Below are 24,317 nucleotides of genomic sequence, written 5' to 3' on the forward strand. Positions count from 1 at the left end.
CCGCCTTCGCTGGGAAGGTGGGCGGCCGCCGTCGTACTTAGTCGGTGCGGACTTATGCCTTGTGCGGCGGGCGGGTCATGGACATGACGTCCAGGGCCGTGTCCAGCTGCTCTTCGGTCAGTTCGCCGCGCTCCAGGAAGCCCATGGCGACGACGGTCTCGCGGATCGTGAGGCCCTCAGCCACGGCCTTTTTGGCGATCTTGGCGGCGTTCTCGTAGCCGATGAACTTGTTCAGCGGGGTGACGATGGACGGCGAGGCCTCGGCGAGGAATCGAGCGCGCTCGACGTTGGCGGTGATGCCGTCGATCATCTTGTCGGCCATGACGCGGCTGGTGTTGGCCAGCAGGCGCACCGATTCGAGCAGGTTGGCGGCCATGACGGGGATGCCGACGTTCAGTTCGAAGGCGCCGTTGGTGCCGGACCAGGCAATGGCGGTGTCGTTGCCGATGACCTGGGCGCACACCATGATCGACGCCTCGCAGATGACCGGGTTGACCTTGCCCGGCATGATCGAGGAGCCCGGCTGGAGGTCCGGGATGGCGATTTCGCCGAGGCCGGTGTTGGGGCCGGAGCCCATCCAGCGGAGGTCGTTGTTGATCTTCATGAAGGAGATCGCGATGTTGCGCAGCTGGCTGGAGGCTTCGATGAGGCCGTCGCGGTTGGCCTGGGCTTCGAAGTGGTCGCGTGCTTCGGTCAGCGGAAGCCCGGTGTCGGTGGCGAGCAGTTCGATGACGCGCTCCGGGAACCCGGCGGGGGTGTTGATGCCGGTGCCCACAGCGGTTCCGCCGAGGGGAACTTCGGCAACGCGGGGGAGGGAGGCGTTGATGCGCTCGATGCCGTAGCGGACCTGCGCGGCGTAGCCGCCGAACTCCTGGCCCAGGGTCACCGGGGTGGCATCCATGAGGTGCGTGCGGCCGGACTTGACGACGTCCTTGAACTCCACGGCCTTGCGCTCCAGCGACGCGGCCAGGTAGCCGAGGGCCGGGATGAGGTCGTTGATGAGGGCGGAGGTGGCTGCAACGTGGACCGACGTCGGGAAGACGTCGTTGGAGGACTGGGAGGCGTTGACGTGGTCGTTCGGGTGGACAACTTTGTCGCTGCCGGCGGCCTTGAGGGCGCGGGAGGCAAGCTCCGCGATGACCTCGTTGGTGTTCATGTTCGAGGACGTGCCTGAGCCCGTCTGGAAGACGTCGATGGGGAAGTCGCCGTCGTACTTGCCGGCGGCCACCTCATCCGCAGCGTCTGCAATGGCCTTGGCAAGCTCGCCGTCGAGCACACCCAGTTCAGCGTTGGCCTGGGCAGCCGCCTTCTTGACGCGGGCGAGCGCCTCGATGTGCGCACGCTCCAAGGTCTTGCCGGAGATGGGGAAGTTTTCAACTGCACGCTGCGTCTGTGCACGGTACAGGGCGTTCACGGGGACGCGGACTTCGCCCATCGTGTCGTGTTCAATGCGGAATTCTTCAGTGGAAGTCATGGGGCTAGCTTAGGGCGATTGGCGGCCGGGGCTAAAACCGTGAAGTGCCCCGGGCCGTCACTTTAGAGCTCGCCGATTCCCGAAACGAGGTCCGCCCGGCCGTCCGCGAGGCTGTACGACAATCCAATGACTGCGGCCCGGCCCGTATCAATTGCGGCGGAAATCACGCGCGAGCTGTCCACCAGCCGCTGAGAGGTCTGCTTGACGTGCTCGACCACCATCTCGTTGACTTCGGTCTCGTTGTTGCGGAGCGAGGTCAGGACGGACGGCGTGATCCGCTCGACGAGGTCGCGGATGAAGCCGACCGGCATCTGGCCGGTTTCGACGGCGGACTTCGTAGCGCTGACCGCTCCGCAACTGTCGTGCCCCAGGATCACAATCAGCGGAACACCCAGCACGCTGATGCTGTATTCGAGCGAGCCGAGCACGGCGTCGTCAATCACCTGGCCGGCAGTGCGGACGACGAAAGCGTCGCCCAGGCCGAGGTCGAAGATGATTTCTGCCGCGAGGCGGGAATCCGAACAGCCGAAGATGACTGCGAAAGGGTGCTGGTTCTCCACGAGCGAGGAGCGCCGGGACGCGTCCTGGTTGGGGTGGGAGGATTCGCCGGCGACGAAGCGTTCATTTCCTTCGCGCAGTCGCCGCCAAGCCAGCGCGGGAGTCAGGTAAGTAGCCACGGGGCTACTTTACGGTGAAGGGGTGGCCGAGGGTGAAACCGTGGCGGCCGGGTTACTTTCCAGTGACTTCACGACGGCGTCAGCCAGGACCGCGAACTCGTCGAGTTGCGCCGTGCCGGTCAGGACAACGGTGGTGCCTTTGTGTTCGAGCACCATGCTCTTCTCGCCTTTGCCGGTATCCCGGAGTTCCCAGTCGAGGCCGCCGGCGTTGCGGCTTCCCGTGACCGGGGCGTTCTTCGTCTGCTGGAGCAGCCACGTGGGATTTGCCCGGGCGGTCTGGACGAGGCCGATGAAGGATTCCTTGGGCGTGAGGTAGCCGACCTCCCACACGGGCACCCCGCTACCCGTTCCGGACTCCCAGCGGGCGTAATTCGGACTGAATGTGTCGCCGGTCCCGGGTGCTACCGGTGTGAATCCCGCCACACCCGCCGCGTTTTGGGCGATGGCGCTGACGTCGACGTTGGGCCGGTAGCCCTCGGACTTCGGCGAGGGGTTCATCAAGACGATGGGGAGAAATGCGCCGACGCTCACGACCAGCGCGATGAGCATGCCGATGACCGAGGCGTTGGCCCTTTTCGCCGCCGCAGCGCGGATAACCGGCTTAACGACGGGCGCATCGGCAGCGCCGGTGGTGCCCGCGGGGGAGCCGGTGCCGGGCGTCTGGGTGTCGGGGGTGGACTTGTCCTGCGTTTCGCTCACGCTTCTATAGTCGCCCATGTGAACGCGGTTCTCACATTCGTGCCGTTCCTTCGGTGAGGAAGCGCCGTGTTTCACGGGGTGGTCATCCCATGACCTTCGGATGCTCCCGCGACTATGATCAGTACCAGAGGAATCACCGTGACGGCTGATACCGGCCGTACGGGTTCAATGATCGCCACTCGAAGAAGAGGTTCACGTGTCACCAGCGCCTATGACCCAGCAATATTCCACGATTTCCCCGTCGCTTGCCGTTGGCATTGACGAGCCGGACCGCAACCTTGCCCTGGAACTTGTCCGCGTCACCGAAGCCGCCGCAATTGCCGGTGGCCACTGGGTTGGCTTCGGCGATAAGAACAAGGCTGACGGCGCAGCAGTCGACGCCATGCGCTCCTTCCTCCAGACCGTCCACTTCAATGGTGTTGTGGTCATCGGTGAAGGTGAGAAGGACGAAGCTCCCATGCTTTTCAATGGCGAGCACGTAGGTGACGGCACCGGCCCCGAGTGCGATGTCGCCGTCGACCCCATTGACGGAACCCGCCTGACTGCCCTGGGCATCAACAACGCCCTCGCCGTCCTGGCCGTCGCCGAGCGCGGCTCCATGTTCGACCCCTCCGCCGTGTTCTACATGGAGAAGCTCGTCACGGGCCCGGAAGCGGCGGACATGGTCGACCTGCGACTCCCCGTCAAGCAGAACCTGCATTTAATCGCCAAGGCGAAGGGCGTTAAGGTCAACCAACTGAACGTCATGATCCTGGACCGGGACCGCCACCGTCCCCTCGTGGAGGAAATCCGCGAAGCCGGTGCCCGGACCAAGTTCATCATGGACGGCGACGTCGCCGGCGCCATTGCTGCGGCCCGCTCCGGCACCGGCGTTGACGCGCTCATGGGCATCGGCGGAACACCGGAAGGCATTGTGGCGGCCTGCGCCATCAAGTCCCTCGGCGGCGTCATCCAGGGCCGCCTCTGGCCCACGAGCGATGACGAGAAGCAGAAGGCCATCGACGCCGGGCACGACCTCGATCGTGTGCTTTCCACGAACGACCTCGTCTCCAGCGACAACTGCTACTTCGCAGCCACGGGCATCACCGACGGCGACCTCCTCCGGGGCGTGCGCTACTCCAAGGACAAGGTCCTGACCCAGTCGATCGTCATGCGCTCCAAGTCCGGCACCATCCGCTTCGTGGACGGCGAGCACCAGGCCAGCAAGTGGGAAGGCTACGCCCGCAAGAGCTAGTTCCTCCGCTTTATCGGCGCGAACTGGCAGCAAATGCCCTCAAATCCAACTTTTGAGGGCATTAGCTGCCAGTTCGCGTTTAAGGCGGAATCCCGTCCTGTGGATAACCGTTGGCACAGTCGTATTTCGGTTGAGAATGGACCATGTCACGGACGCCGATGCCACCTCAGCTACCGCATGGATCCTTCCTCGTTACCGACGCCGATGAGCTGGGTCTCAGCCGAAATCAGCTGAGCCGCGCTGGCATCTTCACCCCGTCCCGCGGGGTCAGGCTGCCCCTGGCCAGCACCGGGAGTGCGGCCGACAACGTCCGTGCCTACACCCGCCTCGACCCGGGTTGCGTGCTTACCCACTCGGCGGCTGCCCGGCTCTGGCGCATCTGCCTGCCGGGCTGGCTGGACGCCGATTGGCGGATCCACATCGCCCGCCCGGCCGACAGCTGTAAACCCCGCCGGCGAAGTGTGGTGGGCCACCAACTGTCGTTCAAAGAGGGCGAAGTTGTGATGTCCGACGGCGTCCGCCTCACCTCGCCTGCGCGCACCTGGCTGGACCTCGCGTCGGTGTTGGCCTTCGACGAACTGGTCGCGGCCGGCGACTCGGTCGTCGTCGAACACGGCGAAGATTTCCCTCTGCGGCGGCAGCCGCTGGCCGCAGTCCCCGACTTACAGCGGATAATCAGCCAACACCCGGGGATGCGCGGTGTGAAGAAGGCGCGGCTCGCCTTGGATCTGGTCCGCGTCGGAGCGGACTCGGCCCCCGAAACCATGTTGCGCCTCGCCTTGGTTCGGGCCGGACTTCCCGAGCCTGCCTTGAATATGGTACTGCGCAACGGTCTTGGTCATCCGGTGGTCTGGCCCGATGCCGCCTACCCTGAGCACCGGATCGCGCTTCAGTATGACGGTCTTCACCACGGCGATCCGGACCAGTACCGCCGCGACATCAAACGCCAGTCATTGACCGAAAGCCTGGGCTGGCGGGAGCTTCGGGTCGACAAGCACGACCTCGAAGGTGAAAGGCCCGCCGTCGTCGACAGGGTCAGGGCCCTGTTGGACCCGTTCGGCGCGAAGACTCTGCGGCGAACTGGCAGTTGATGCCCCCAAATGGTGAATTTGAGGGCATCAGCTGCCAGTTCGCGCTCGGGGAGGTCGCGGGGTGGGTCAGCTGCGGAGGGCGCGGAGTTTTTCGCGGGCCTTCCGGGCCAGCTGGTAGGCGCCGTAGCGGAACTTCTTCACGGGCAGGTCCCAGGTGCCCGGGTAGGCGATCTCGCGCCCCCCGAATGACTTCTTGAACGCCGTGAACCCGGCCCATTTGTGGTTCGGCTGGTCCTCCGGTGCCACACCCCACAGATCCACGTATTTCAGGCCCTTTTCCTTGGCGTCCGCCATGAGTGTGACCAGGAGCGGTATGCCGGCGCTAAGCTTCCGGTGCGAGTCGTCCAGGGCCGCATGGGCATAGGTACGGGTGTCGGCGGAATCGTAGGCCAGGGCCGCAGCGATGGGGCCGCCGTGGCGTTCGGCGATGAACAGCGTGGCCGCACCTGCAGGCATGAGGGAACGGGCCACCTGGCTCAGGTACTCATCGCTTTGCGGCTTGAACCCGCTCCTTCTGGCCGTCATGTGCAGGAAGTTCAACAGCACCCGGATGTCCTCCGGATCCTGCGACGTCCGGAAAGTCACGTCCTTCTTGTGGATGTTCCGGTAGAGATTCCGGTTCACGGGTTTCATGGCGGCGAGGACGTCCTTGAAGTCCTGCTCCAGGTCCACGATCCAGCTCAGTTCCGGCTGCTGGCTGACCGGAGCGGGCTGCAGGCCGCGGCTCCGCAGCACGGTTCCGGACCCAGCAGCGTCGAATCCGGCACTGACCGGTTCGATCCGGACAAACGCTGCACCGCTTTTCCGGGCCATGGCCACAAGAGCCGCCAGCGCGTCGTCGAAGGCTTCCAGGGAAGCCGCTACCGGACCGTACGGGGCGTAGAGGACCTTCCCCGCCGGGTTCTTCTCCTCAACGGCCAGGAAGCTCCACCCGGGACCTGACTGTTCGTGGACCGTGCGCCCGAGCGACCGCTGGAAATCCGCCCACTGCGGGGTCTGCAGGAAGTACTCCACCGGATCAGGACCCGGCGGCGGTGGTCACGGCAAAGGCAACGGCCTGCCCAGGGGCGCCGGCAACCGGGTGTACGTTGACCGGAGCCTCCGCTGCTGGGAGGAAGGCGCTGGTCCCGCGGTCAAGGTGGAGGTCGCCCCTGGGGGAGTCCAGCAGGACCGAGCCGGACACCACGATGATCACGGCTGCACCGGACTGCGCCAACGGAACGGCGGCGCCGTCGGGCTCCAGCACGATCCGCTGCAGCTGGAATTCGCGGAACGGCGGCCGGTAGAGTTCCTGGCCCAGCGCAGACACCTCAGCGTCCAGCATCGGCACTCCCACCGCCTCGAACTCAACAGTGGCCAGCAGTTCGGGAACGTCCACGAACTTGGGCGTGAGGCCGCCGCGGAGGACGTTGTCCGACGACGCCATCACTTCGATGCCGAGGCCGTGCAGGTAGGCGTGGATATTGCCTGCCGGGAGGTATACGGCCTCGCCGGGCGCCAGCGAGATCCGGTTCAGCAGCAGCGAGATGAGCACACCGGGGTCGCCGGGGTAGTGGCCATGCAGGCTGACCACCGTCGACAGCTCGGTCTGGTACGGGGCCATCGGAAGCCCGGCCTTGAGGGCCGCCACGAGTTCCCGCACCGCATGCGAGACGGCGTGGCCGCCGCCAATGAGCCTGATGAAAGCAGCCTTCAGGGCATCGTGCCCAACCGGGGCGGAGAGGTCCGCCAAAACCTCCAGGAACACCTGCGGAACTTCCGCCGACATCTCACGCATGGACGACGTCAGGTGTTCAAAAAGCGCGCGGGACGACGCCGCCGGGCGGAACCCGCACAGCGCCTCGAACGGCGTGAGGGCGAAGATCATCTCCGGCTTGTGGTTGTCATCCTTGTAGTTCCGCTCCGCCGCGGAACGGTCGACGCCGGCAGCCTCCTCGCGGGCAAACCCCGTCCGTGCCTGTTCCAGCGTGGGGTGCACCTGGAGGGACAGGGGGCTCTCGGCGGCCAGGACCTTGAGCAGGAACGGCAGGCGGGGGCCGAACTCGGCCACGCTGGCGCTGCCCAGGTGGTGTTCGGGATCGGAACTGATCAGTTCATCCAAAGCCAGCGGCCCGCCGTCGGCCGCGGTGGCTACGGACGGCGAGTCCGGGTGGGCGCCCACCCACAGTTCCGCTTCCGGGCCGCCGGAGGCCTGCCTGCCCAGCAGGCCGGCGATGGCGGTGGTTGATCCCCAGGCGTAGGGCCGGAGGACATTCTCAATTTCGTACACAGCCTGGTGTCCTTATCTCGTTGCAGCAGGTTGGCTGCTGCAGATTCATCGATGCGTGCTGGCGCCTGGACGGCGGAAGGAAGGTGGAGCCGTGCACCTACAGCGGGCGGCACTGGCCGTTCGTGGCCACGAGGTCCCGGATTGCCTGCTCGTTGCCCTCACGCTTGAACTGGTTGAGCATCTCTTCGGTGATGGGCTCGCCATCGGGGGTGGTGGTCACCGGTGTGAAGTCCGACGCCGACGGCGACGGAGCGGGCTGTGTCAGGGGAGCCAGCGGTGGGGCCGCCATAACCTGACCTGCGGCCGTTCCGGGCTGCACGATGCTGTCATCCTCGCCGGTGTCCCCGGCCGCTCCGGCAGGTTTTTCGGACTGGGCGGCGAGCAGCTGGTCAACCTTCTCGTGGATCCGGTCGAAGTCCGGCACGGTGGAGAACGAGGCGTCGAAGTCCGGCGGCCCGATGGTCAGCCGGCTGACTTCCTTGCCCTTGGCCTTCATCGCCAGGTCCACGAAGCTGCCGAGCTGGCTCGCGGAAATGTTGGAGTCCACCACCTTGGTGCCCGCGTTCGCGATGTCCTCAAACTTGGAGAGCAGCGTTGCCGGGTCCAGCTGCTTCAGCATGGCCTGCTGGACGCACTGCTGCCGCTGGATACGCGCGTAGTCGTCCACGAACTCCCGGGAGCGTCCGTACCAAAGGGCGTGGTAGCCGTCCAGATGCTGATCGCCGGCCGGGATCCAGCCGGTTGGCATCCCGTGGATACCGTTGGCCTCATCCACCATGTCCCCGCTCAGCGGCACCCAGCCGCCGGCCTTGATCCTGATGCCGCCCATGGCATCGATGAGCTTCGCGAACCCCTCCATGTCAACGAGGACGTAGGCCTGGACGGTGATGCCCAGGGACCCTGACACGGCCTCGAGCGTTGCCTGGGCCCCGGGATCGGCTACGCCGGGGTAGAGGTCCGTGTGCTCGTTGGTCACTTCGGTGTTGATGGCGTTGATCAGGCATTCGTCGCCGCAGTTGTAACCGTCAGGGTAGATCTGACGCATGGGGGAACCCTCGCTGAACTGGGCGTTCTGCAGGTTGCGGGGCACCGAGATGATGGCGGTCTGTCCGGTCTTGGCATCCACGCTGAGGACGGAGAGACTGTCCGGGCGGCGGCCCGTGCGGTCATCGCCCGCGTCGCCGCCCATCATCAGGAAGTTGTAGCGGCCGTCCACCGGGTCGATCGCCGGACCTCCGGCGAAGATGCTGTCGATGGCGTTCCGGCTTACGTTCAGCACGTAGGCCGCATAGCCCAGGGTGCCGCTGCTGAGCACCATCGCCAGGACCAATGCGACGCCGACGATGGGTCGCATCCCGGGCGCCAGCAGGACCGGCCGGATAAGCCTGAGCGTGTTGACGAACAGCGCTGCCCAGCCGAGGGCGAGGGCAACGAGGATGACGATGATCAGGAGTGACGCCACCGTGTTGGTGAGGATCCCGATCAGGAGGGTGCGGTTAACCAGCAGCAGCACCAGTGCCACGATCACCAGGCTCCAGACAGCGAGTGTCACCCGCAGCGCGATCCTCCCCAGTTTGCGGTCGCCGGCCACGATCTGGGCACTGCCGGGGACAAACAGGGTCAGCAGCAGCAGGACAAACGCACGCTTCGTCCTGACGGGCGCCGGAGCGTTCCCGGGGTTACGGACGGGGTCCGTAAGTGCCTGCTGCGGGGCCTGGGGACGGGATTGGCTGGTGGTCATCTGCTGATTCCTAACGGCTGCCCCGGAGAACGACGTTGCCGTCGGAGAACACTTCGCTGACTTTGTGGCGCAGGTTCGCGCCCTTGCGGGTGGCTACGTCGTTGAGCTCCTGGGCGAATTCGATCAGCTCGCCGCGCAGGCGGACGGCGAGGTCGTCCGTCCCGGAGGCCAGCATCCGGACGGCCAGCAGGCCGGCGTTTCGTGCGCCCGCGATCGACACGGTGGCCACCGGCACGCCGGCGGGCATCTGGACGATGGACAGCAGCGAGTCCATGCCGTCGAGCGTCTTCAGCGGGACGGGAACGCCGATGACCGGCAGCGGGGTCACGGAAGCCAGCATGCCGGGCAGGTGCGCCGCGCCGCCGGCTCCGGCGATGATGACGCGCAGTCCGCGCTCGTGGGCGGTCTGGCCGTAGCGGATCATTTCGGTGGGCATCCGGTGGGCCGAGACCACATCGGCTTCGAAGGGGATGCCGAATTCGGACAGGGCCTCCGCTGCAGCTTCCATGACCGGCCAGTCCGAGTCGGACCCCATAACGAGGCCCACGATCGGCGCGGCTGAATCCGTGTCAGCGGCGTGGATTGATGCTGTGCGTGTGCTCATGCGGTCTCCTCGGAGTCTTGCGATGTCCGGGCCGGTGCCCGGCCGTCACGGATGATGCTGGCGACGGTCGTGGCACGCTGCCGGACGGAATCGACGTCAGCAGCCGAGGCGCCCACCAGGTTGACGTGGCCGATCTTCCGGCCGGGCCGGACCGATTTGCCGTAGCAATGGATCTTCGCTGCCGGTTCGGTGGCCATGGCCTGCGGAAAGGCAGAGTACAGCTCCTGGTTCTCGCCGCCGAGGAAATTCTTCATCACTACCACCGGGCCCAAGGCGTCCGTGGCGCCGAGGGGCAGGTTCAGCACTGCGCGCAGGTGCTGCTCGAACTGGCTCGTCACCGATCCGTCCTGGGTCCAGTGGCCGGTGTTGTGCGGACGCATGGCGAGCTCGTTAACCAGGAAGCCGGAGCCAACCCCAGGGGTCTCGAAGAGTTCCACAGCCATGACGCCGGTGACGCCGAGTTCGTTGGCAATGCGGATCGCCGCGTCTTCGGCAGCTGCCGCCACTTCGAGGGGGATGTCCTGGGCGGGGGCGATCACTTCGTCGCAGACGCCGTCCACCTGGATGGTGTGGACAACGGGCCACGCACGGGATTCACCGTCCGGAGTCCTGGCAACGAGCGCAGACAGCTCACGGCTGAACTCGACCTTGGCCTCCGCCAGCAGGGGAGTCATGGCCGCAAACCAGTCCGCGGTGTCCGCGGCTTCCGCAACGGACCCGACGATGCGGACGCCCTTGCCGTCATAACCGCCGCGGGGCGTCTTCAGCACCACGGGCCAGCCGGTGTCCTCGCCGAAGGCGACCAGGGCCTCGACGTCGGCAACCGAGGCCCATACCGGGTTCGGCAGCTCCAGCCGGTCGATGGCCGCGCGCATCACCAGCTTGTCCTGCGCGTGGACCAAGGCGTCCGGGCCGGGCTGTACATTGACGCCGGCCTCCTGCAGCGCACGCAGGTGGTCGTTGGGGACGTGTTCATGGTCAAACGTCATGACGTCCAGCCCTCTGGAGAACTCCAGCAGGGCGTCAAGGTCCTTGTAGTCACCTACCGGCGACGTCGGCACAGCGGAGACTGCGGATACGTCCTCGCCTTCGGCCAGGACACGGAGTTCAAAGCCCAAGGCCGTTGCGGCGGGGGCCATCATGCGGGCAAGTTGGCCTCCGCCAACTACGCCGATTACTGGAAAAGTCACAAGAGCCAGCCTACAGAAGAGCGGGGGTGTTCCGGGCTTTCGCATCGTTTCGGCCCGGATTTTGCGTCATTTCGGTCCCCGTACCCGGCTGCCTTGCAAGGCCGTCGGGACTCCTCCCAGCTTTACGGGCTAAAATGGGTCCTTGGCCCTGTGGCCTGAAATCTCAGACGGCCATGGAGGGTCATGATTTACACACTTGCAGAACGATTGCGCGGACTCGCCTCACTCTTCTGGCGTGAGGTGGCAAAGTTCGGCGCCGTCGGCGGTGTCGCCTTCGTTATCGATAACGGCCTGACCTACTACCTGATGCACGGCCCGATGACGGACAGTGAGGCCAAAGCCAGGTTTGTGGGCGCCACTGTCGCTACGATTTTCTCCTGGATCGCCAACCGCTTCTGGACCTTCCGGCATCGCCGCCAGGACAACGTGATCCGTGAGTTCTTTATGTTCATCCTGATCAACGGCATCGGTATCGGCATCTCCACCGGGTTCACGGCCCTGGCCAAGTATTCCTTCGGCATCACGGACAAGAACATGCTGTTCCTGGCCGGTGTGGCCGGCATCCTGGTAGCTACGGTGGTGCGCTTCTTCGCTTACCGCTTCCTCGTCTTCAACAAGGAACTCGACGAAGAGCCGGCATTCTCGCACGACCACGAGATCATCGAGCTGCACCACCACCAGAACAAGCACGCAGTCCACGTTCCCGGCAGCGAGTCGGAAGCGAAGCTCAATGACCCGGACCTCCCCAGCCCGGACCGGAGCCCGGACCGGATGAACTAGCGGGGCCTAGGCTCCCTTTACGCGTTCGTCGCTGAGGAGCTTGTCGGTCACCTTGACGTCCGGGTGGACAAGCACAACGGAGCCGTCGTTGTGCCAGGCGCCCAGCGACTGGACCAGGGCAGCCTCGAGGCCGTCCGCGGCGCGGACCAGCAGCCGCACTCCGGCGTCGTGGGCCGCCGCGAAGCCTGTGAGCAGGTCAGAGTGCACATGGGCCGTGCCGGCCGCTGACGTGACCGCCCGCCCGGAAGCTTCCGGATCGACGTGGGCCATAAAAACGTCACCGTGCGAGCGGACCTCGGCGCCGAAGTCAACGACGCCGGGCGGCAGCTCTCCGGGCCAGCGCATTGCCAGTGCCGGAAGCGGCACTGCAATAACGGCGTCGAACCCCGACTCCTGGTGAGCGGATTCCGGTGAGTGGGTGGCGAGCAGTTCGGCCTCGCCGGAGTCAAGGACAATCTCCATCCCAAGCTGCCAGGCGGCAAGGGCCAGGATCATGGACTTCCAGTGCGCCGGAAGGTCCAGCCGCAGCCGCGTCCCGGGCTCCGCGTCGAGTTCGTCCTGCAGCAGGTTGCTGGTCTTGGCGACCCAGTTGTCCAGGACGCGGCCGGACAGCTCCACCCTCTCGGCGTCAGGTCCGTACCAGGTCAGTCGCGGGGAAGTGGAGTGGCCGGAACGCAGTGCAGTCATCAAGTCGATCGCGGGGATGCTCATGCCAACATCTTGCCACGGTGCCCGCGGGCGCGGGAGGTGCGTCCGGGGGCGGGGCAGGAAGCCAGGGGACCGGGGCGCAGCGTCCGGCCTCATGTGATCTCCGACACGTGCGGATAACTAACTTTGTTAGCCTAAATGAAGCGCGGAGGGCATAAGCCCCCGGATTCCCGGGAAATTCCCAGAAACTAGTCAGTAGGCTGTCAAAATCGCGGTGATTGCGGCGAGTCGGCCAAAAAACCCCGGGCGTGGCGTGGCGGCGGATTGTCTTCCAAATTGATTATTATCCCGCTGCCGCTTGACTCCCAACGACTTACACACGTGTAATTAGTTATCGAAAGCCCTTGCGCAAATACAGGCCACACAACCGAGTGTCCAGGTATTCACAGCAAGGGCAGCAACATCAGGAGGGACGCCATAATGGGGCAAGTTGAGCGTATCCATGAAGATGCCGTCGTCGCCGGTCAGGCGTCGGCAAAGTACCGTTCGCGGGGGGTACCAAGCGATTGGTATGTAGATCCGGCCGATCCGGATGCTGCCGAACGGTACAACCAAAGCACCAACGATTCACTGCAGGACCAGGCAACTGCTTTCCTGGCAGCGCACGAGGCGCTGCTGGCTGGCAACCCGGACCAGGACAATGATCTGCACGATCCTCCGATGGAACTGCAGACCCTTCATTCGGAAACCACCGCGCAGCCGGTCTGGATCGGCCTTCCCTTCCAACAGGACTTCGACGACGAAGGCGAACTTGGATGGCAGACGGACGCACTGTGCGCCCAGACTGATCCGGAGGCTTTCTTCCCCGAAAAGGGAGGCTCCACCCGTGACGCCAAGAAGGTCTGCGGCGCCTGCAACGTTCGCTCACAGTGCCTGGAATACGCGCTGTCGAATGACGAACGCTTTGGCATTTGGGGAGGCCTCTCCGAGCGCGAGCGCCGTCGGCTGAGGAAGCGGGCAGTCTAATTCTTCAAGTAGTACATGTCACCGCCGTTGTGGTCGCCCACAACGGCGGTGACTATCTCCCCATGACCCTGGCGGCTTTGTCGGAGCAGACCCGTCCGGTGGACGCTTTTATCGGCGTCGATACCGGCTCGCGGGACAATTCCGTGGCTCTGCTTGACGACGCGTTCGGCGAAGCCAATATCACCACCTTCCAGCAGGGTAGGAGCGGGATGGGGGACGCGGTCAAGGCCGGCCTGGCCGCCGTGGACCCCTGGGATCCTGACCGGCCCGGGGCCGACACAGAGTGGGTCTGGCTGCTGCACGACGATGCAGCACCCGCCCCGGAGGCCCTCGCCGAACTGCTGCATGCCGTGGAGCGGGCACCGTCGGTGACAGTGGCAGGCTGCAAGCAACTGGACTGGAACGCCCGGCGCCGCCTGATCGACGTCGGACTTTCCACCAGCCGCTGGGCTGAGCGGCTGACCCTCATCGAGGCGGACGAACTTGACCAGGGGCAGTACGACGGCCGCAGCGATACCTTTGCGGTCAACTCCGCCGGCATGCTGGTGCGCCGGGACGTCTGGGAAGAACTGGGCGGCTTTGACCCCGGACTGCCCGGCACCGGGGACGACGTCGACTTCTGCTGGCGCAACCGGCTGGCCGGGCACCGCGTGGTGGTGGTGCCGACCGCACGGATGTTCCACGTTTCGCACCGGCCGCATGCGCTGGGAAGCGCCAGCGCCGCCCGCAAAGCCCAGGTTCACCTGCGCCTCAAGCACGCCGTGTGGTGGAAGGTGCCTCTGCACGCGGCGGGAGCGCTGCTCGGGAGCCTCTTCAAGCTCGTCCTGAGTATTGCCGTCAAGGACCCCGGCCACGGATTCTCCCAGCTCATGGCGACGTTCGTGGCACTGGGCCGGCCCGGTGCCGTGATCCGCGGACGCCGCGAGGCTGCCCGGACCCGGAAGATCCGCCGCTCTGTCATCAAAGGACTCCAGACCCCGCGGCGTGAAGTCTGGGCGCACCGGCGTTCCCTCATCGAAGCCCTGGGCGCCGACGATTCGGCCGAGGACGCCGCCAGGACCGATCCGCTGGCCGAACAGCCCAGCGGTGACTCCACGGACGATTTCGCCGCACTGACCACCTCCGAACGCGGCTGGGTGGGCAGCGGTGCCCTCCTCGCCGTGTTCCTGACGGCGGCGGCCTCGTTGATTGGGCTCTCCGGATTTTTCCGGGCCGAAGCCGTCTCCGGCGGAGCGCTGATTCCGCTCTCCTCCAAGGTCTCGGACATTTGGCACCACGCGACCGGTTGGTGGATCGGGCTGGGCGCAGGACTGCCCGGCCGCGGCGACCCTTTCGCATTCCTCCTGTGGATCCTCGGCCTTGCCGGCGGAGGCGACGCGAACAGCGCCCTGGCCTGGCTTCTGCTGCTGGCCATGCCGCTCTCCGGCCTCGCCGCGTGGTTCGCGGCCGGCGGCGTGACCACGCGCCGGCGGTTCCGCCTCGTGGCAGCCCTTGTGTGGGGCGGCGCGCCCGCCCTTCAGATCGCGCTGAACCAAGGGCGGTTGGGAGCACTCGTTGCGCACATCATGATGCCGCTGCTGGTACTGGCGCTGTTGCGTGCCACCGGCACCGCCCGCGGTCAGGGACGCTTTGCCGTTCCCGAAGCAGGGGACCGGCGGTTCACGGAAAAGCCTCCCACCAAGCCGGGTGTCAACGGGACACCGTCCTGGACGGCCGCTGCGGCGGCGGGCCTGGCACTTGCCGTTGTGGCGGCAGCGGCGCCGTCGCTGCTGCTTCCGTCCGTCCTCGTGGTTGTCCTGGCCGGGATCTTCCTGGGCAGGCGCGGCCGCACCGTATGGTGGGCACTGTTTCCCAGCGCCGCACTTTTTGTTCCGTTCGGTGTTTCCGTGCTTGACCGTCCCCGGGCGCTGCTGGCAGACCCGGGCGTGCCGCTCGGTTTTGATGGCGCGCCGTTGTGGCAGCAGATTCTGGGACAACCGCTCAATTTCGATGCCGACGGCGGCCTGGCCGGCCTTCCGATGTTCGACGGATCCGCCGTCCCGTGGGCCCTGCTCCTGGCCCTGCTGGTCGGGGCTCCGGTCCTGGCCCTCGCGACGGCGGCGCTGTTCGTCCCGGGTAAGCGCACCCGCGTGGCCCGCGCCTTGTGGGTAGCCGGACTGATCATCCTGGCCGGCGGCTGGCTCGCCGGCCACGTCGCCACCGGCGCCAGCGCCGACATGCTCGTCACGCCCTTCACCGGACCTGCCGTGTCCGCAGCCGGATTCGCGCTGCTGGGCGCCGCCCTGATCGGGGCCGACGGGCTGCTCTCCTTCGCTGAGCAGCCGGCCGCCGCTCCGGCCGCCCGAAGGATCGCCCTCAAGTCAGTCTCCGTCCTTGCCATGGTGCTGCTCCTCGCCGGACCCGTGGCCGGCCTGACCGCCTGGGCCGCGCAGAACCTTTTACAGTCGGCATCCGGGGATGCACCTGCAGCGGCGGAAACCTCACCGTTGGGCACCCCACGGCAGATCGTTCCCACGGCCGCCCGCACTCTTCCCGCCACGGCCATCGACCGCGGCCAGGGGCCGGAGCAGGCAAGGACGCTGGTTATCGACACGCTGGAGGACGGCACCTTTGATGCGTCCATAGTGAGAGGCGCCGGCACCACCCTGGACGGCCTGTCCACCATCGCGGCCGCCCGCAACATCATGGGCGACCCCGGCGCGGAAACCGTCAGGGATGACGACGCCGTCACGGCAGCCCTGCGAAGCGTCGTGGCCACCGTAGTCGCCGGGCAGGGCGTTGACCCGCGTCCGGAGCTGGAACGCCTCGGAGCCGGATTCGTTGTCCTCCGGGCCTCGGACACCGCTGCGCAGCTGACCGCGAGCCGGATGGATGCCGTGCCCGGACTAGTGGCTGTTGGGCAGACCAACGTCGGCTGGCTCTGGCGGATCAGCCCGCTGAACCAGCCGGTCATCGACGCCGCGGACGTTGCCCACCGGGTACGCATCGTTGACGGCTCCGGCGCCGCGATCGGGCTCGTCCCGTCCGGCCTGGAAAGCGTTGACGCCGCTGTTCCGGAAGGACCGGAAGGCCGGCTCGTGGTCCTCGCCGAACGCGCCGATCCGGGATGGTCAGCGTGGATGGATGGCCGTCGCCTGACGTCCACCACATCCGGCTGGTCCCAGGCATTCACGCTCCCCGCCCAGGCAGGCCAGCTCACCATCCGTTACGAAAACCAGTGGGCGGTGTGGACCGCGGTCGTCCAGGCGGTCGTCATCGGCCTGACGGTCCTGTTGGCCGTCCCGATGCCTGCCCGCCGGCCGAACACCGGCCTCTCCCGGGACGAAGGCTCCCTGCGTAAGGAACATCAGCATGCATAAGGACGAGAACGACGGCGTACCGGAAGCCAGCCGGGACGGCGTGACCGCCGCGGCGGGTGCAAACGTCCCGGCGGACGGCTCTGACGCAGGGACCAACGAAGCAGTACCCGCTCCGGCGGCCGTCCGCCTGAAGCGGTTCACTGGACACGGAAAATCCGTCCGCGGAACGTCCGTCCGCGGAACGGTTGCCGGGCTCGCCTCCGCAGTCGTGATCGTGGCTGCCGCGGGAAGCCTGGTGGCGGCGGCGTCGATGGCGCCGCAAAGCGCTGGCAGCCGCAAGCTTGAAGCGCCGCTGGCGGCCGTCCCCGCGGGAAGCAATGTGGGGATCTGCCCCGGCCCGGCCCGGCTTTTGGAAGGCACTCCCGTGGGTACGGACCCGCAGTTCAGCCCGGAGTCGGCCACGGCCAGGAGTTTGGTCGACGCCGCCGTGCTGAGCACCAATGCCGGTGTGCTGCCCGGCAGCAGGCTGGCCGAGCTGAATGGCGCCGCCCTCACCGAAATCGCCAAGGACCCCGGCACGCCCACCGCCGCGGCCGGGCCCGCCCCACTGCTGGCAGGCGTCGTGTCCCAACGGGCTGTGGACTCCGTCAGTGTCCTGAGCGCGGACGCGGTGGGTAACCAGCAGGCCACGGCCGGAGCCGTCATGAGCTACACCGCCACCGACGGCGACCTCCAGGGCTCGGCCGCCGCGGGCTGCCAGCAGCCGGCCAACGATCTGTGGCTGGTCGGGGCGAACACCGCGCTGGGCCGGACCTCCGTACTGAACCTCAGCAACGCCTCCAGCACCCCGGCCACCGTCAGCCTGGACCTGTACGGCGCGCAGGGCCAGATCCAGGCGCCCGGCAGCAGGGGGCTCCTGGTCGCACCGGGGACTACCCGTTCAATCGTGCTGGCCGGGCTGGTACCGGATCAGGAGAAGCTGAGCATCCACGCACGCAGTGCCGGAGGGCCGGTCACCGCCGTCGTCCAGCAAAGCACCCTCCGGGGACTCACGCCGGGCGGCGTGGACTTCATTGTGCCCGGGGTGGCCCCGGCAACCCGGCAGGTGATGTCCGGGGTGGACATCCAGGATCCGGCTTCCGCCAGGTCCCTCGCTGCCAAACAGGGTTTTGCCGACGCCGCACCGGCCCTGCAGATTGCTGTTCCCGGTCCGGCCGACGCCGTGGTCGAAATCAAGCTCTATGGACGCGACGGCCAAAAGGCACTGCCGGGCGGCGGCGTTGTCACGGCCAAGGGCGGGTCCGTGACCGAGGTCTCCCTCGCCGGTGTCCCGGCCGGCCAGTACACCGTGGCGGCCAGCGCCGATGTTTCGTTCGCCGCTGCTGCCCGGGTCACCCGCGGGCTGAAGTCGGACAGCGCCACGGACTTCGCGTGGTCGCCGTCGTCAGCCAGGCTCGGCAGCCAGCATGTGGTGGCCGTGCCGCGCAGCGGAGAGCGGTACCTGGTCCTGGGGGCTCCCGATGACCGGGCCAAGATCACCTATACGCCGATCACGGCCGACGGCAAGCTCCGTGCAGCCGCCACCGCTGACCTTGCCGGCGGTACAACGGCGCTCGTTAAGGTGCCGGACGAAGTGGGCGGGGCGCCCGTGCTCGGATACGTTGTGTCAGCAGCCGGTGATGCCGCCTACGGCGCGGTGCTGCTGGAGCAGGAAGGGCGCGCGGACGTCGCCACGGTGGCAGTGGCCCCCGGCGCAGCCGGCCAGGAGCAGGTCGCGGTAAAACTGGGCTACTAGCGGAAGGCTAGTAGCGGCGTCGGTACACGGGGTCCAGTGTCTCCGGCGCGACCCCCAGCATTTCGGCGGTGCGTTCCACCACGACGTCGTGCACCAGGTCCTGGAGCTCCTCCCGGCCGGAGCAGGCGTTCTCGATGACCCGGCGGTAGAGCGTGATCACCGGACCTTCCCCGGCGGTGGCGGGTTCATACAGGCCCATGGGTGCGGGGGACCGGTCCGCAACCAGCTGTTCGAGGCCCTGCGGGATCTCGTCAACGGCAAATCTGACACCGTCCAGGGGCTTCCCCCAGATGTCATGCAGACGCTGGGCGGAGTCCATGACCATCTCGTCGAAGCGGTCCGAACGGGTGCGGTATCCGGGCAGGGTGGGCAGCATCAGTTCGCCGCGCAGGCCACGGCCATGGCGGTTCCTGCGGCGCTCTCGAAAGCTCCTCCCGCGGACCGCTTCCGCGGGCGTGGCGCTGTCCGCCGGCTGGCCGGCTCCCGGGTCAGCCAACCGGACCGTAAACCCCGGAACGTGGTGCGATTGCTGCATACATTGACTCTAAACCCGCCGCCTGAAATACGCGACATAACCCGAAACGCCACACGGGCCATCGGGACTGTCTGCGGCGCCACGGACCGGAATGCACGGCGGCGCCTTAAACGGGGAGTAGTCTGTGATGTCGTGGGTGCTATTCGTCAATGTTCAAGATCGGCCTGCCGCAAGTCAGCGGTGGCAACTTTGACGTACGTATATGCGGACTCCACGGCTGTTCTGGGTCCGCTGGCCACGTACGCGGAACCGCATTGTTACGATTTGTGCGAACAGCACGCCGGGTCGCTGACGGTGCCGAGAGGCTGGGAAGTCCTGCGCCTGGCCATGCCGGCCACGCCGCCGCAGCCGGGTCCCGATGACCTTTTGGCCCTGGCCAACGCCGTCCGGGAGGCGGCGCTGCGGCCCTCCGCCGCGGACACTGTTCCGGGCCAGCGGTCCGCGCACGCCGCGCTCGAGGCCCCTCCCGTGGGGGAAGGTACCCGGCGCGGACACCTGCGCATCCTCCGCGAACCGTCCTAAGCCGCATCCGTCCCAAAACGCGGCACCGCCGGGAAGCTTGTACGCTGGAAGCTGCAAATCCATCGGCCACCGGTGCGCCCGCTGCGGCGCCCATCAGGAGCATCCACTATGCCAAAGATCAGTCCTGACCTGTTGTCTGTCCTGCGTTGCCCCGTTACCGGCTCCACGCTGGTCCAGGAAGGCGAAGAACTCGTCTCGACCGCCGCCGGTGACTCCGGGGAAAAGCTGCGCTACGCCATCGAGGACGGCATCCCGCTGCTCCTGCCGCCGGAACTGCTTTCCGCCGCTACCGCCGCCTCTTCGGACCAGCACGACGGCGGGCGGGCATCCGCCGCGTCCGGTTCCGCGTCCTCCAGTTCCGCCGCGGAAGACCCTGCCAGCGCCGAATAACTGACCGGCCGGCCCATCGCGCGCCCGCCCGGCACCGAACTTCCCATAGTTCGCCGAAGGGCCGCGCCATCCCTCCGTTCCAAAACTCCCCGGATACAACACAAGGACTCACATGACTTTCGACTACAAGGTTGCCGACATCTCCCTGGCCGAGGCCGGCCGCCACCAGATCCGCCTTGCGGAACACGAGATGCCCGGCCTCATGTCCCTGCGCGAAGAGTTCGGTGCCAGCCAGCCGCTCAAGGGCGCCCGGATTGCCGGATCCCTCCACATGACGGTCCAGACCGCCGTGCTGATCGAAACCCTCACCGCGTTGGGCGCCGAGGTCCGCTGGGCTTCCTGCAACATCTTCTCCACCCAGGACGAAGCCGCAGCCGCCGTTGTGGTGGGCAAGGGCACGGTTGGGGACCCGCAGGGTGTTCCAGTGTTCGCGTGGAAGGGCGAGACCCTCGAGGAATACTGGTGGACCGCCGAGCAGATCCTGACCTGGCCCGGCGCGGACAGCAACCCGGACCTTGGCCCGAACATGATCCTCGACGACGGCGGCGACGCCACCATGCTGGTGCACAAGGGTGTCGAGTTCGAAGCCCTCGGATCCGTGCCGGCCGCAGCGGAGGACGAGTCCGACGAGGGCCGCGTCTTCCTTGACGTGCTGACGGCTTCCCTCACCCGGGACCCGCAGAAGTGGACCCGCATCGGCTCCCGCCTGCTCGGTGTCACGGAAGAGACCACCACCGGCGTGCACCGCCTGTACCAGTTGGCTGAGCAGGGCAAGCTGCTCTTCCCGGCCATCAACGTCAACGACTCGGTGACCAAGAGCAAGTTCGACAACAAGTACGGCATCCGCCACTCGCTGCCGGACGGCATCAACCGCGCCACGGACGTCCTGATGGGCGGCAAGGTCGCCGTCGTCTGCGGCTATGGCGACGTCGGCAAGGGCGCTGCGGAGGCCTTCCGCGGGCAGGGTTCCCGCGTGATTGTCACCGAGATCGATCCGATCTGTGCGCTGCAGGCAGCCATGGACGGCTACCAGGTGGCCAAGCTGGAGAGCGTCCTCAGCGAAGGACACATCTTCATCACCACCACCGGGAACAAGGACGTCATCATGGCCGAGCACATGGCCGGCATGCGTGACAAGGCGATCGTCGGCAACATCGGCCACTTCGACAACGAGATCGACATGGCCGGCCTGGCGCGGATTCCGGGTATCAAGAAGGTTGAAATCAAGCCGCAGGTGCACGAGTGGGTCCTCGACGCCGGTACTGCGGACGAGCGGTCCATCATCGTCCTCTCCGAAGGCCGCCTGCTGAACCTGGGCAACGCCACCGGCCACCCGTCCTTCGTGATGAGCAACTCCTTCGCGAACCAGACGATTGCGCAGATTGAACTGTTCACCAAGCGGGACCAGCCCGAGGGTGAGCGGGAGTACGGGAAGCAGGTCTACGTCCTGCCGAAGATCCTCGACGAGAAGGTCGCCCGGCTGCACCTGGATGCCCTGGGCGTCGAGCTGACGGAACTGTCCAAGGAGCAGGCCTCGTACCTGGACCTGGACGTTGCAGGCCCGTACAAGCCGGATCACTACCGTTACTAGGACTGAGGCTGCCATCCCGGCAGAAAGCTGAACCCGATGGGCCCCGGATCGAGATCCGGGGCCCATCTTCGTGACCCTTGTGTTGCCGGTTTCCCCGTGAACTCCAAGGTGGGTGGCCTAGGCTGGGACCATGACGACTGCAATGGTCCCCGGGCTGTGACGGCACGGGAACACCGGACCACCACCAGGAAGGTGATCCTCTTGGGAGCACTCTGCCTGCTGGCCGCGGGCGGGGGAGTTTTCGCGGCCGTCGCCCCGGGTTCCGGCCGCGCCGCCTTTGAATCCGAGGCCGGCTCCGCTGAACGTTCGACGCCGGGACTGGCGGCACCGGTGGTGGCGCCGGTGCAGCTTACGGCCTCCCCGGCAGACGGTGCACAGCAGGTGAATCCGGCAGCGCCGGTGTCGCTCCGCGTCACCAACGGAAGCATTGATCGGGTGGCCCTGACGGACAGCGACGGGGAAGCCGTCGAGGGGAGCCTCAGCCAGGATGGAACCGGCTGGTCAGCCGCCGGCCCCCTGCAGTTCAACAGCAGCTACACCTACAACTTCGTGGTGACCGACGCTGCAGGCCGCAAGGCCAATGACACACGCACGTTCACCACTGTGACGACGGCCAACGAAGCGGATGCCGCCGTCTACCCGCTGGACGGCATGAAGGTTGGCGTAGCGCAGCCACTGCAGATCACGTTCAGCGAACCCGTGCTGAACAAGGATGCAGTGGAGAAGGCCATCAAGATCTCCTCGACGTCCGGCCAGGCGGGCGCATTCCACTGGTTCAGCGACAGCATGGTGCGGTACCGGGCCGAGAACTTCTGGGCCGCCAACAGCACGGTGACCATGGACATGCAGCTGTTCGGCATCGATTTCGGCAACGGGCAGATCGGAAACTTTAACAAGTTGGTCACGGTCCACGTCGGCGACAAGAAAGTCGCCGTCGCCGACGCGACGGCGCACACGTTTTCGGTGAGCGTTAATGACAAACCGGCGGGCTCATGGCCCGCCACCATGGGTGACACCCGGTTCCCGTCGGCCCGGGGCTTCCTTGTGTTCATGGAGAAGTACCGCGTGGAGCACATGTCTGCCTCCAGCATTGGGCTGAAGCCGGACGACCCGGCCTACTACGGCGAGCTTGACGTTAACTACGCCACGCGCCTCACGCCCAGCGGAGAGTTCATCCACCAGGCCACGGACTCCGCGATGCCCTACATCGGTGTGGCCAACCTGTCGCACGGTTGCATCGGGCTCGGCCCGGACGGCGCCAAATGGGTCTTCGACAACATGACCACCGGGGACGTCGTCCAGGTGGTCAACACCGAGGGCGAGAACGCCAACTTCGACGACGGCTTCGGCGACTGGAACATCCCCTGGCCCCAGTACGCCAATTGACCCGCCCGTCGTGCGGTAAACGTGCGGTAAAATCGTCTGGTCAGTGCCGGGAGCTGAAGGGCGCCCCACTGAATGAGACCGAGACGATATGGGGCTGAGCAGAGGCCTGTCGGGGGACATGGAGAAGGTCATGACTGAAGTCCGCAAGCGTAAAACCATGAAGATACTGGGCGTCGCCGCCATCTGCGCAGCGGTGGCTGCCGGCGGCATCGGTGTTGCCACGGCCCCCAGCTGGGCTGAGCCCGTCTTCCAGTCAGAGTCTTCAAGCCCGGTCCGCAACGAACCTGGACTGGCTGCGCCGGTCGTCAAGGCCGTAGAGCTCGGCGTGACCCCCACGGACGGCGCTGCGGCAGTCAACCCAGCCGTCGCACCGTCCGTCAAAGCAGTCAACGGAACGGTTAAGGACGTCGTCCTGGCAACCGCAGGGGGCGAGCCGGTCAAGGGCACCCTGAGCGCAGACGGTTCCACCTGGACCGCCCTGGGCACCTTGGAGTTCGACGCCGACTACGAGTACGCCTTCACGATCGTGGACCAGGCGGGCCGCGAAACCAGGAAGACCCAGACGTTCACCACAGTGGCCACGGCCAACGAGGCCGACGCCGCCGTGTACCCGCAGAACGGGTCCACCGTGGGCTCGGGCCAGCCTATCGAAATCGTCTTTTCCGAGCCGGTCCTGAACAAGGCGGCCATGGAGAAGGCCGTTACTGTCACGGCGTCTTCGGGTCAGGCGGTCGCTTGGCGCTGGTATTCCGACCAGCGCGTACGCATCCGGCCGGAGGCGTTCTGGGCCTCCGGAAGCCAGGTCACCGTGGACCTGAAGCTGTTCGGGGTGGATTTCGGGAACAAGATGATCGGCAACGTCGACACGAAAGTCAGTTTCAAGGTCGGCCCGCAGCGCGTCGCCATCGTGGATGATGTCACCAAAACCATGAACGTATATTTTGACGGCCAGCTGGTGAAGACCGCCCCCGTGACCCTGGGCGACGCGGAATGGCTCTCACCCACCGGGTACGCCGTGATCATGGAACAGGAACGCCACTCAAAGTTCAATGCCGGCAGCATCGGCCTCAAGCCCGGTGACAAGGGCTATTACCCGCCGCTGACCGTGGAATACGCTAACAGGCTGACCTCCTCCGGCGTTTACGTCCACCAGGCGCTGGAGTCTGCCTGGAGCTATGTAGGCAGGGTCAACGTCTCGCATGGTTGCGTCGGCCTGCTGCCGGCGGACGCGTCCTGGTTCTTCAACAACATGAAGACGGGCGACGTCGTTCAGACGCTGAATACGGGCGCCCCGCCGGTGGAGCCGCTCGAGGGCTACGGCGACTGGAACATTCCCTGGGCGCAGTACGCCAAGCGATAGCGCCTG

Annotated in this window: 21 protein-coding genes; 11 read left to right on the forward strand and 10 right to left on the reverse strand. The window is 66.4% G+C overall.

The window, feature by feature from the left end; genetic code table 11:
* Window positions 1-52 precede the first annotated feature (52 nt).
* The 3 genes from AB0N24_RS02615 to AB0N24_RS02625 form a co-directional block, all read right to left on the reverse strand.
* Window positions 53-1,474 carry a class II fumarate hydratase gene (locus AB0N24_RS02615; protein ID WP_364120039.1) on the reverse strand — a complete coding sequence of 474 codons (1,422 nt, stop codon included), beginning with the start codon at window positions 1,472-1,474 and terminating at the stop codon, window positions 53-55.
* A gap of 62 nt (window positions 1,475-1,536) precedes the next feature.
* Window positions 1,537-2,151, reverse strand: coding sequence for a carbonic anhydrase (locus tag AB0N24_RS02620; protein ID WP_364120042.1), 615 nt, complete (start codon window positions 2,149-2,151; stop codon window positions 1,537-1,539).
* A gap of 9 nt (window positions 2,152-2,160) precedes the next feature.
* Entirely contained in the window at window positions 2,161-2,868 is a 708-nt protein-coding gene (locus tag AB0N24_RS02625; RefSeq protein WP_364120045.1) for a DUF4245 domain-containing protein, read from the reverse strand.
* Between the two features lie 193 nt (window positions 2,869-3,061).
* Here AB0N24_RS02625 and glpX point away from each other — a divergent pair, with 193 nt between their 5' ends.
* Both glpX and AB0N24_RS02635 read left to right on the forward strand, forming a co-directional pair.
* Complete coding sequence (gene glpX, locus AB0N24_RS02630; RefSeq protein WP_028270439.1) at window positions 3,062-4,084, forward strand: class II fructose-bisphosphatase; 1,023 nt, start codon at window positions 3,062-3,064, stop codon at window positions 4,082-4,084.
* 158 nt (window positions 4,085-4,242) lie between these two features.
* Complete coding sequence (locus tag AB0N24_RS02635; protein WP_364120049.1) at window positions 4,243-5,175, forward strand: hypothetical protein; 933 nt, start codon at window positions 4,243-4,245, stop codon at window positions 5,173-5,175.
* A 66-nt stretch (window positions 5,176-5,241) separates the two neighbouring features.
* Here the strand turns inward: AB0N24_RS02635 and AB0N24_RS02640 are convergent, their stop codons facing one another.
* The 5 genes from AB0N24_RS02640 to AB0N24_RS02660 form a co-directional block, all read right to left on the reverse strand.
* Entirely contained in the window at window positions 5,242-6,189 is a 948-nt protein-coding gene (locus AB0N24_RS02640) for a peptidoglycan bridge formation glycyltransferase FemA/FemB family protein (RefSeq protein ID WP_364120052.1), read from the reverse strand.
* A 4-nt stretch (window positions 6,190-6,193) separates the two neighbouring features.
* Window positions 6,194-7,444, reverse strand: a complete 1,251-nt coding sequence (gene manA, locus AB0N24_RS02645; protein WP_364120055.1) for a mannose-6-phosphate isomerase, class I — start codon at window positions 7,442-7,444, stop codon at window positions 6,194-6,196.
* Between the two features lie 97 nt (window positions 7,445-7,541).
* A complete protein-coding gene (locus tag AB0N24_RS02650) occupies window positions 7,542-9,185 on the reverse strand; it encodes an LCP family protein (RefSeq protein ID WP_364120057.1) in 1,644 nt (547 codons plus the stop codon).
* A gap of 10 nt (window positions 9,186-9,195) precedes the next feature.
* Window positions 9,196-9,789: a 5-(carboxyamino)imidazole ribonucleotide mutase gene (gene purE, locus AB0N24_RS02655; protein ID WP_364120060.1), complete on the reverse strand. Its 594-nt coding sequence runs from the start codon at window positions 9,787-9,789 to the stop codon at window positions 9,196-9,198.
* Window positions 9,786-10,931, reverse strand: a complete 1,146-nt coding sequence (locus tag AB0N24_RS02660) for a 5-(carboxyamino)imidazole ribonucleotide synthase (protein ID WP_364120623.1) — start codon at window positions 10,929-10,931, stop codon at window positions 9,786-9,788. Before AB0N24_RS02660 ends, purE begins: the two co-directional genes overlap by 4 nt.
* 231 nt (window positions 10,932-11,162) lie before the next feature.
* Between AB0N24_RS02660 and AB0N24_RS02665 the strand changes: the two genes are divergently transcribed.
* Window positions 11,163-11,759: a GtrA family protein gene (locus AB0N24_RS02665; RefSeq protein ID WP_364120063.1), complete on the forward strand. Its 597-nt coding sequence runs from the start codon at window positions 11,163-11,165 to the stop codon at window positions 11,757-11,759.
* A 6-nt stretch (window positions 11,760-11,765) separates the two neighbouring features.
* Here the strand turns inward: AB0N24_RS02665 and AB0N24_RS02670 are convergent, their stop codons facing one another.
* The gene (locus AB0N24_RS02670) at window positions 11,766-12,470 is read right to left on the reverse strand and encodes a TIGR03089 family protein (RefSeq protein ID WP_364120066.1); all 705 of its coding nucleotides are present in this window, start codon (window positions 12,468-12,470) and stop codon (window positions 11,766-11,768) included.
* A 417-nt stretch (window positions 12,471-12,887) separates the two neighbouring features.
* Between AB0N24_RS02670 and AB0N24_RS02675 the strand changes: the two genes are divergently transcribed.
* Genes AB0N24_RS02675 through AB0N24_RS02685 form a run of 3 tightly spaced genes read left to right on the forward strand, consistent with a single transcriptional unit; the run spans window position 12,888 to window position 18,527 of the window.
* A complete protein-coding gene (locus tag AB0N24_RS02675) occupies window positions 12,888-13,433 on the forward strand; it encodes a WhiB family transcriptional regulator (protein WP_104172713.1) in 546 nt (181 codons plus the stop codon).
* Window positions 13,433-16,792 (forward strand): glycosyltransferase, encoded by a 3,360-nt coding sequence (locus AB0N24_RS02680; RefSeq protein ID WP_364120626.1) that lies wholly within the window; start codon window positions 13,433-13,435, stop codon window positions 16,790-16,792. Before AB0N24_RS02675 ends, AB0N24_RS02680 begins: the two co-directional genes overlap by 1 nt.
* Window positions 16,785-18,527 (forward strand): DUF5719 family protein, encoded by a 1,743-nt coding sequence (locus AB0N24_RS02685; protein ID WP_364120069.1) that lies wholly within the window; start codon window positions 16,785-16,787, stop codon window positions 18,525-18,527. The genes AB0N24_RS02680 and AB0N24_RS02685 overlap by 8 nt, the downstream gene beginning before the upstream one ends.
* 7 nt (window positions 18,528-18,534) lie before the next feature.
* On the opposite strand, the gene AB0N24_RS02690 is transcribed toward AB0N24_RS02685, so the two are convergent.
* Complete coding sequence (locus AB0N24_RS02690) at window positions 18,535-19,062, reverse strand: metallopeptidase family protein (RefSeq protein WP_364120072.1); 528 nt, start codon at window positions 19,060-19,062, stop codon at window positions 18,535-18,537.
* Between the two features lie 132 nt (window positions 19,063-19,194).
* Between AB0N24_RS02690 and AB0N24_RS02695 the strand changes: the two genes are divergently transcribed.
* The 5 genes from AB0N24_RS02695 to AB0N24_RS02715 all read left to right on the forward strand — a co-directional run bounded on the left by AB0N24_RS02695 (window position 19,195) and on the right by AB0N24_RS02715 (window position 24,311).
* Window positions 19,195-19,584 carry a DUF3499 domain-containing protein gene (locus AB0N24_RS02695; protein ID WP_104172709.1) on the forward strand — a complete coding sequence of 130 codons (390 nt, stop codon included), beginning with the start codon at window positions 19,195-19,197 and terminating at the stop codon, window positions 19,582-19,584.
* A gap of 108 nt (window positions 19,585-19,692) precedes the next feature.
* Window positions 19,693-19,974, forward strand: coding sequence for a hypothetical protein (locus tag AB0N24_RS02700; RefSeq protein WP_364120075.1), 282 nt, complete (start codon window positions 19,693-19,695; stop codon window positions 19,972-19,974).
* A 112-nt stretch (window positions 19,975-20,086) separates the two neighbouring features.
* The gene (gene ahcY, locus AB0N24_RS02705; RefSeq protein WP_364120078.1) at window positions 20,087-21,565 is read left to right on the forward strand and encodes an adenosylhomocysteinase; all 1,479 of its coding nucleotides are present in this window, start codon (window positions 20,087-20,089) and stop codon (window positions 21,563-21,565) included.
* Window positions 21,566-21,661: 96 nt separating this feature from the next.
* Window positions 21,662-22,951 (forward strand): Ig-like domain-containing protein, encoded by a 1,290-nt coding sequence (locus AB0N24_RS02710; protein WP_364120081.1) that lies wholly within the window; start codon window positions 21,662-21,664, stop codon window positions 22,949-22,951.
* 130 nt (window positions 22,952-23,081) lie between these two features.
* Entirely contained in the window at window positions 23,082-24,311 is a 1,230-nt protein-coding gene (locus AB0N24_RS02715; RefSeq protein WP_364120084.1) for an Ig-like domain-containing protein, read from the forward strand.
* Window positions 24,312-24,317: the final 6 nt, after the last annotated feature.

Source organism: Arthrobacter sp. NPDC093128 (genome assembly GCF_040683875.1).
Taxonomy (GTDB): Bacteria; Actinomycetota; Actinomycetes; order Actinomycetales; family Micrococcaceae; genus Arthrobacter.

Bases quoted from the DNA above. Each gene is read 5' to 3' on its own strand.
- AB0N24_RS02615 (WP_364120039.1), bottom strand. From the start codon at position 1,474: ATGACTTCCACTGAAGAATTCCGCATTGAACACGACACGATGGGCGAA.
- AB0N24_RS02625 (WP_364120045.1), bottom strand. From the start codon at position 2,868: ATGGGCGACTATAGAAGCGTGAGCGAAACGCAGGACAAGTCCACCCCC.
- glpX (WP_028270439.1), top strand. From the start codon at position 3,062: ATGACCCAGCAATATTCCACGATTTCCCCGTCGCTTGCCGTTGGCATT.
- AB0N24_RS02635 (WP_364120049.1), top strand. From the start codon at position 4,243: ATGCCACCTCAGCTACCGCATGGATCCTTCCTCGTTACCGACGCCGAT.
- AB0N24_RS02650 (WP_364120057.1), bottom strand. From the start codon at position 9,185: ATGACCACCAGCCAATCCCGTCCCCAGGCCCCGCAGCAGGCACTTACG.
- purE (WP_364120060.1), bottom strand. From the start codon at position 9,789: ATGAGCACACGCACAGCATCAATCCACGCCGCTGACACGGATTCAGCC.
- AB0N24_RS02660 (WP_364120623.1), bottom strand. From the start codon at position 10,931: ATGATGGCCCCCGCCGCAACGGCCTTGGGCTTTGAACTCCGTGTCCTG.
- AB0N24_RS02665 (WP_364120063.1), top strand. From the start codon at position 11,163: ATGATTTACACACTTGCAGAACGATTGCGCGGACTCGCCTCACTCTTC.
- AB0N24_RS02670 (WP_364120066.1), bottom strand. From the start codon at position 12,470: ATGAGCATCCCCGCGATCGACTTGATGACTGCACTGCGTTCCGGCCAC.
- AB0N24_RS02675 (WP_104172713.1), top strand. From the start codon at position 12,888: ATGGGGCAAGTTGAGCGTATCCATGAAGATGCCGTCGTCGCCGGTCAG.
- AB0N24_RS02685 (WP_364120069.1), top strand. From the start codon at position 16,785: ATGCATAAGGACGAGAACGACGGCGTACCGGAAGCCAGCCGGGACGGC.
- AB0N24_RS02690 (WP_364120072.1), bottom strand. From the start codon at position 19,062: ATGCAGCAATCGCACCACGTTCCGGGGTTTACGGTCCGGTTGGCTGAC.
- AB0N24_RS02700 (WP_364120075.1), top strand. From the start codon at position 19,693: ATGCCAAAGATCAGTCCTGACCTGTTGTCTGTCCTGCGTTGCCCCGTT.
- ahcY (WP_364120078.1), top strand. From the start codon at position 20,087: ATGACTTTCGACTACAAGGTTGCCGACATCTCCCTGGCCGAGGCCGGC.
- AB0N24_RS02715 (WP_364120084.1), top strand. From the start codon at position 23,082: ATGACTGAAGTCCGCAAGCGTAAAACCATGAAGATACTGGGCGTCGCC.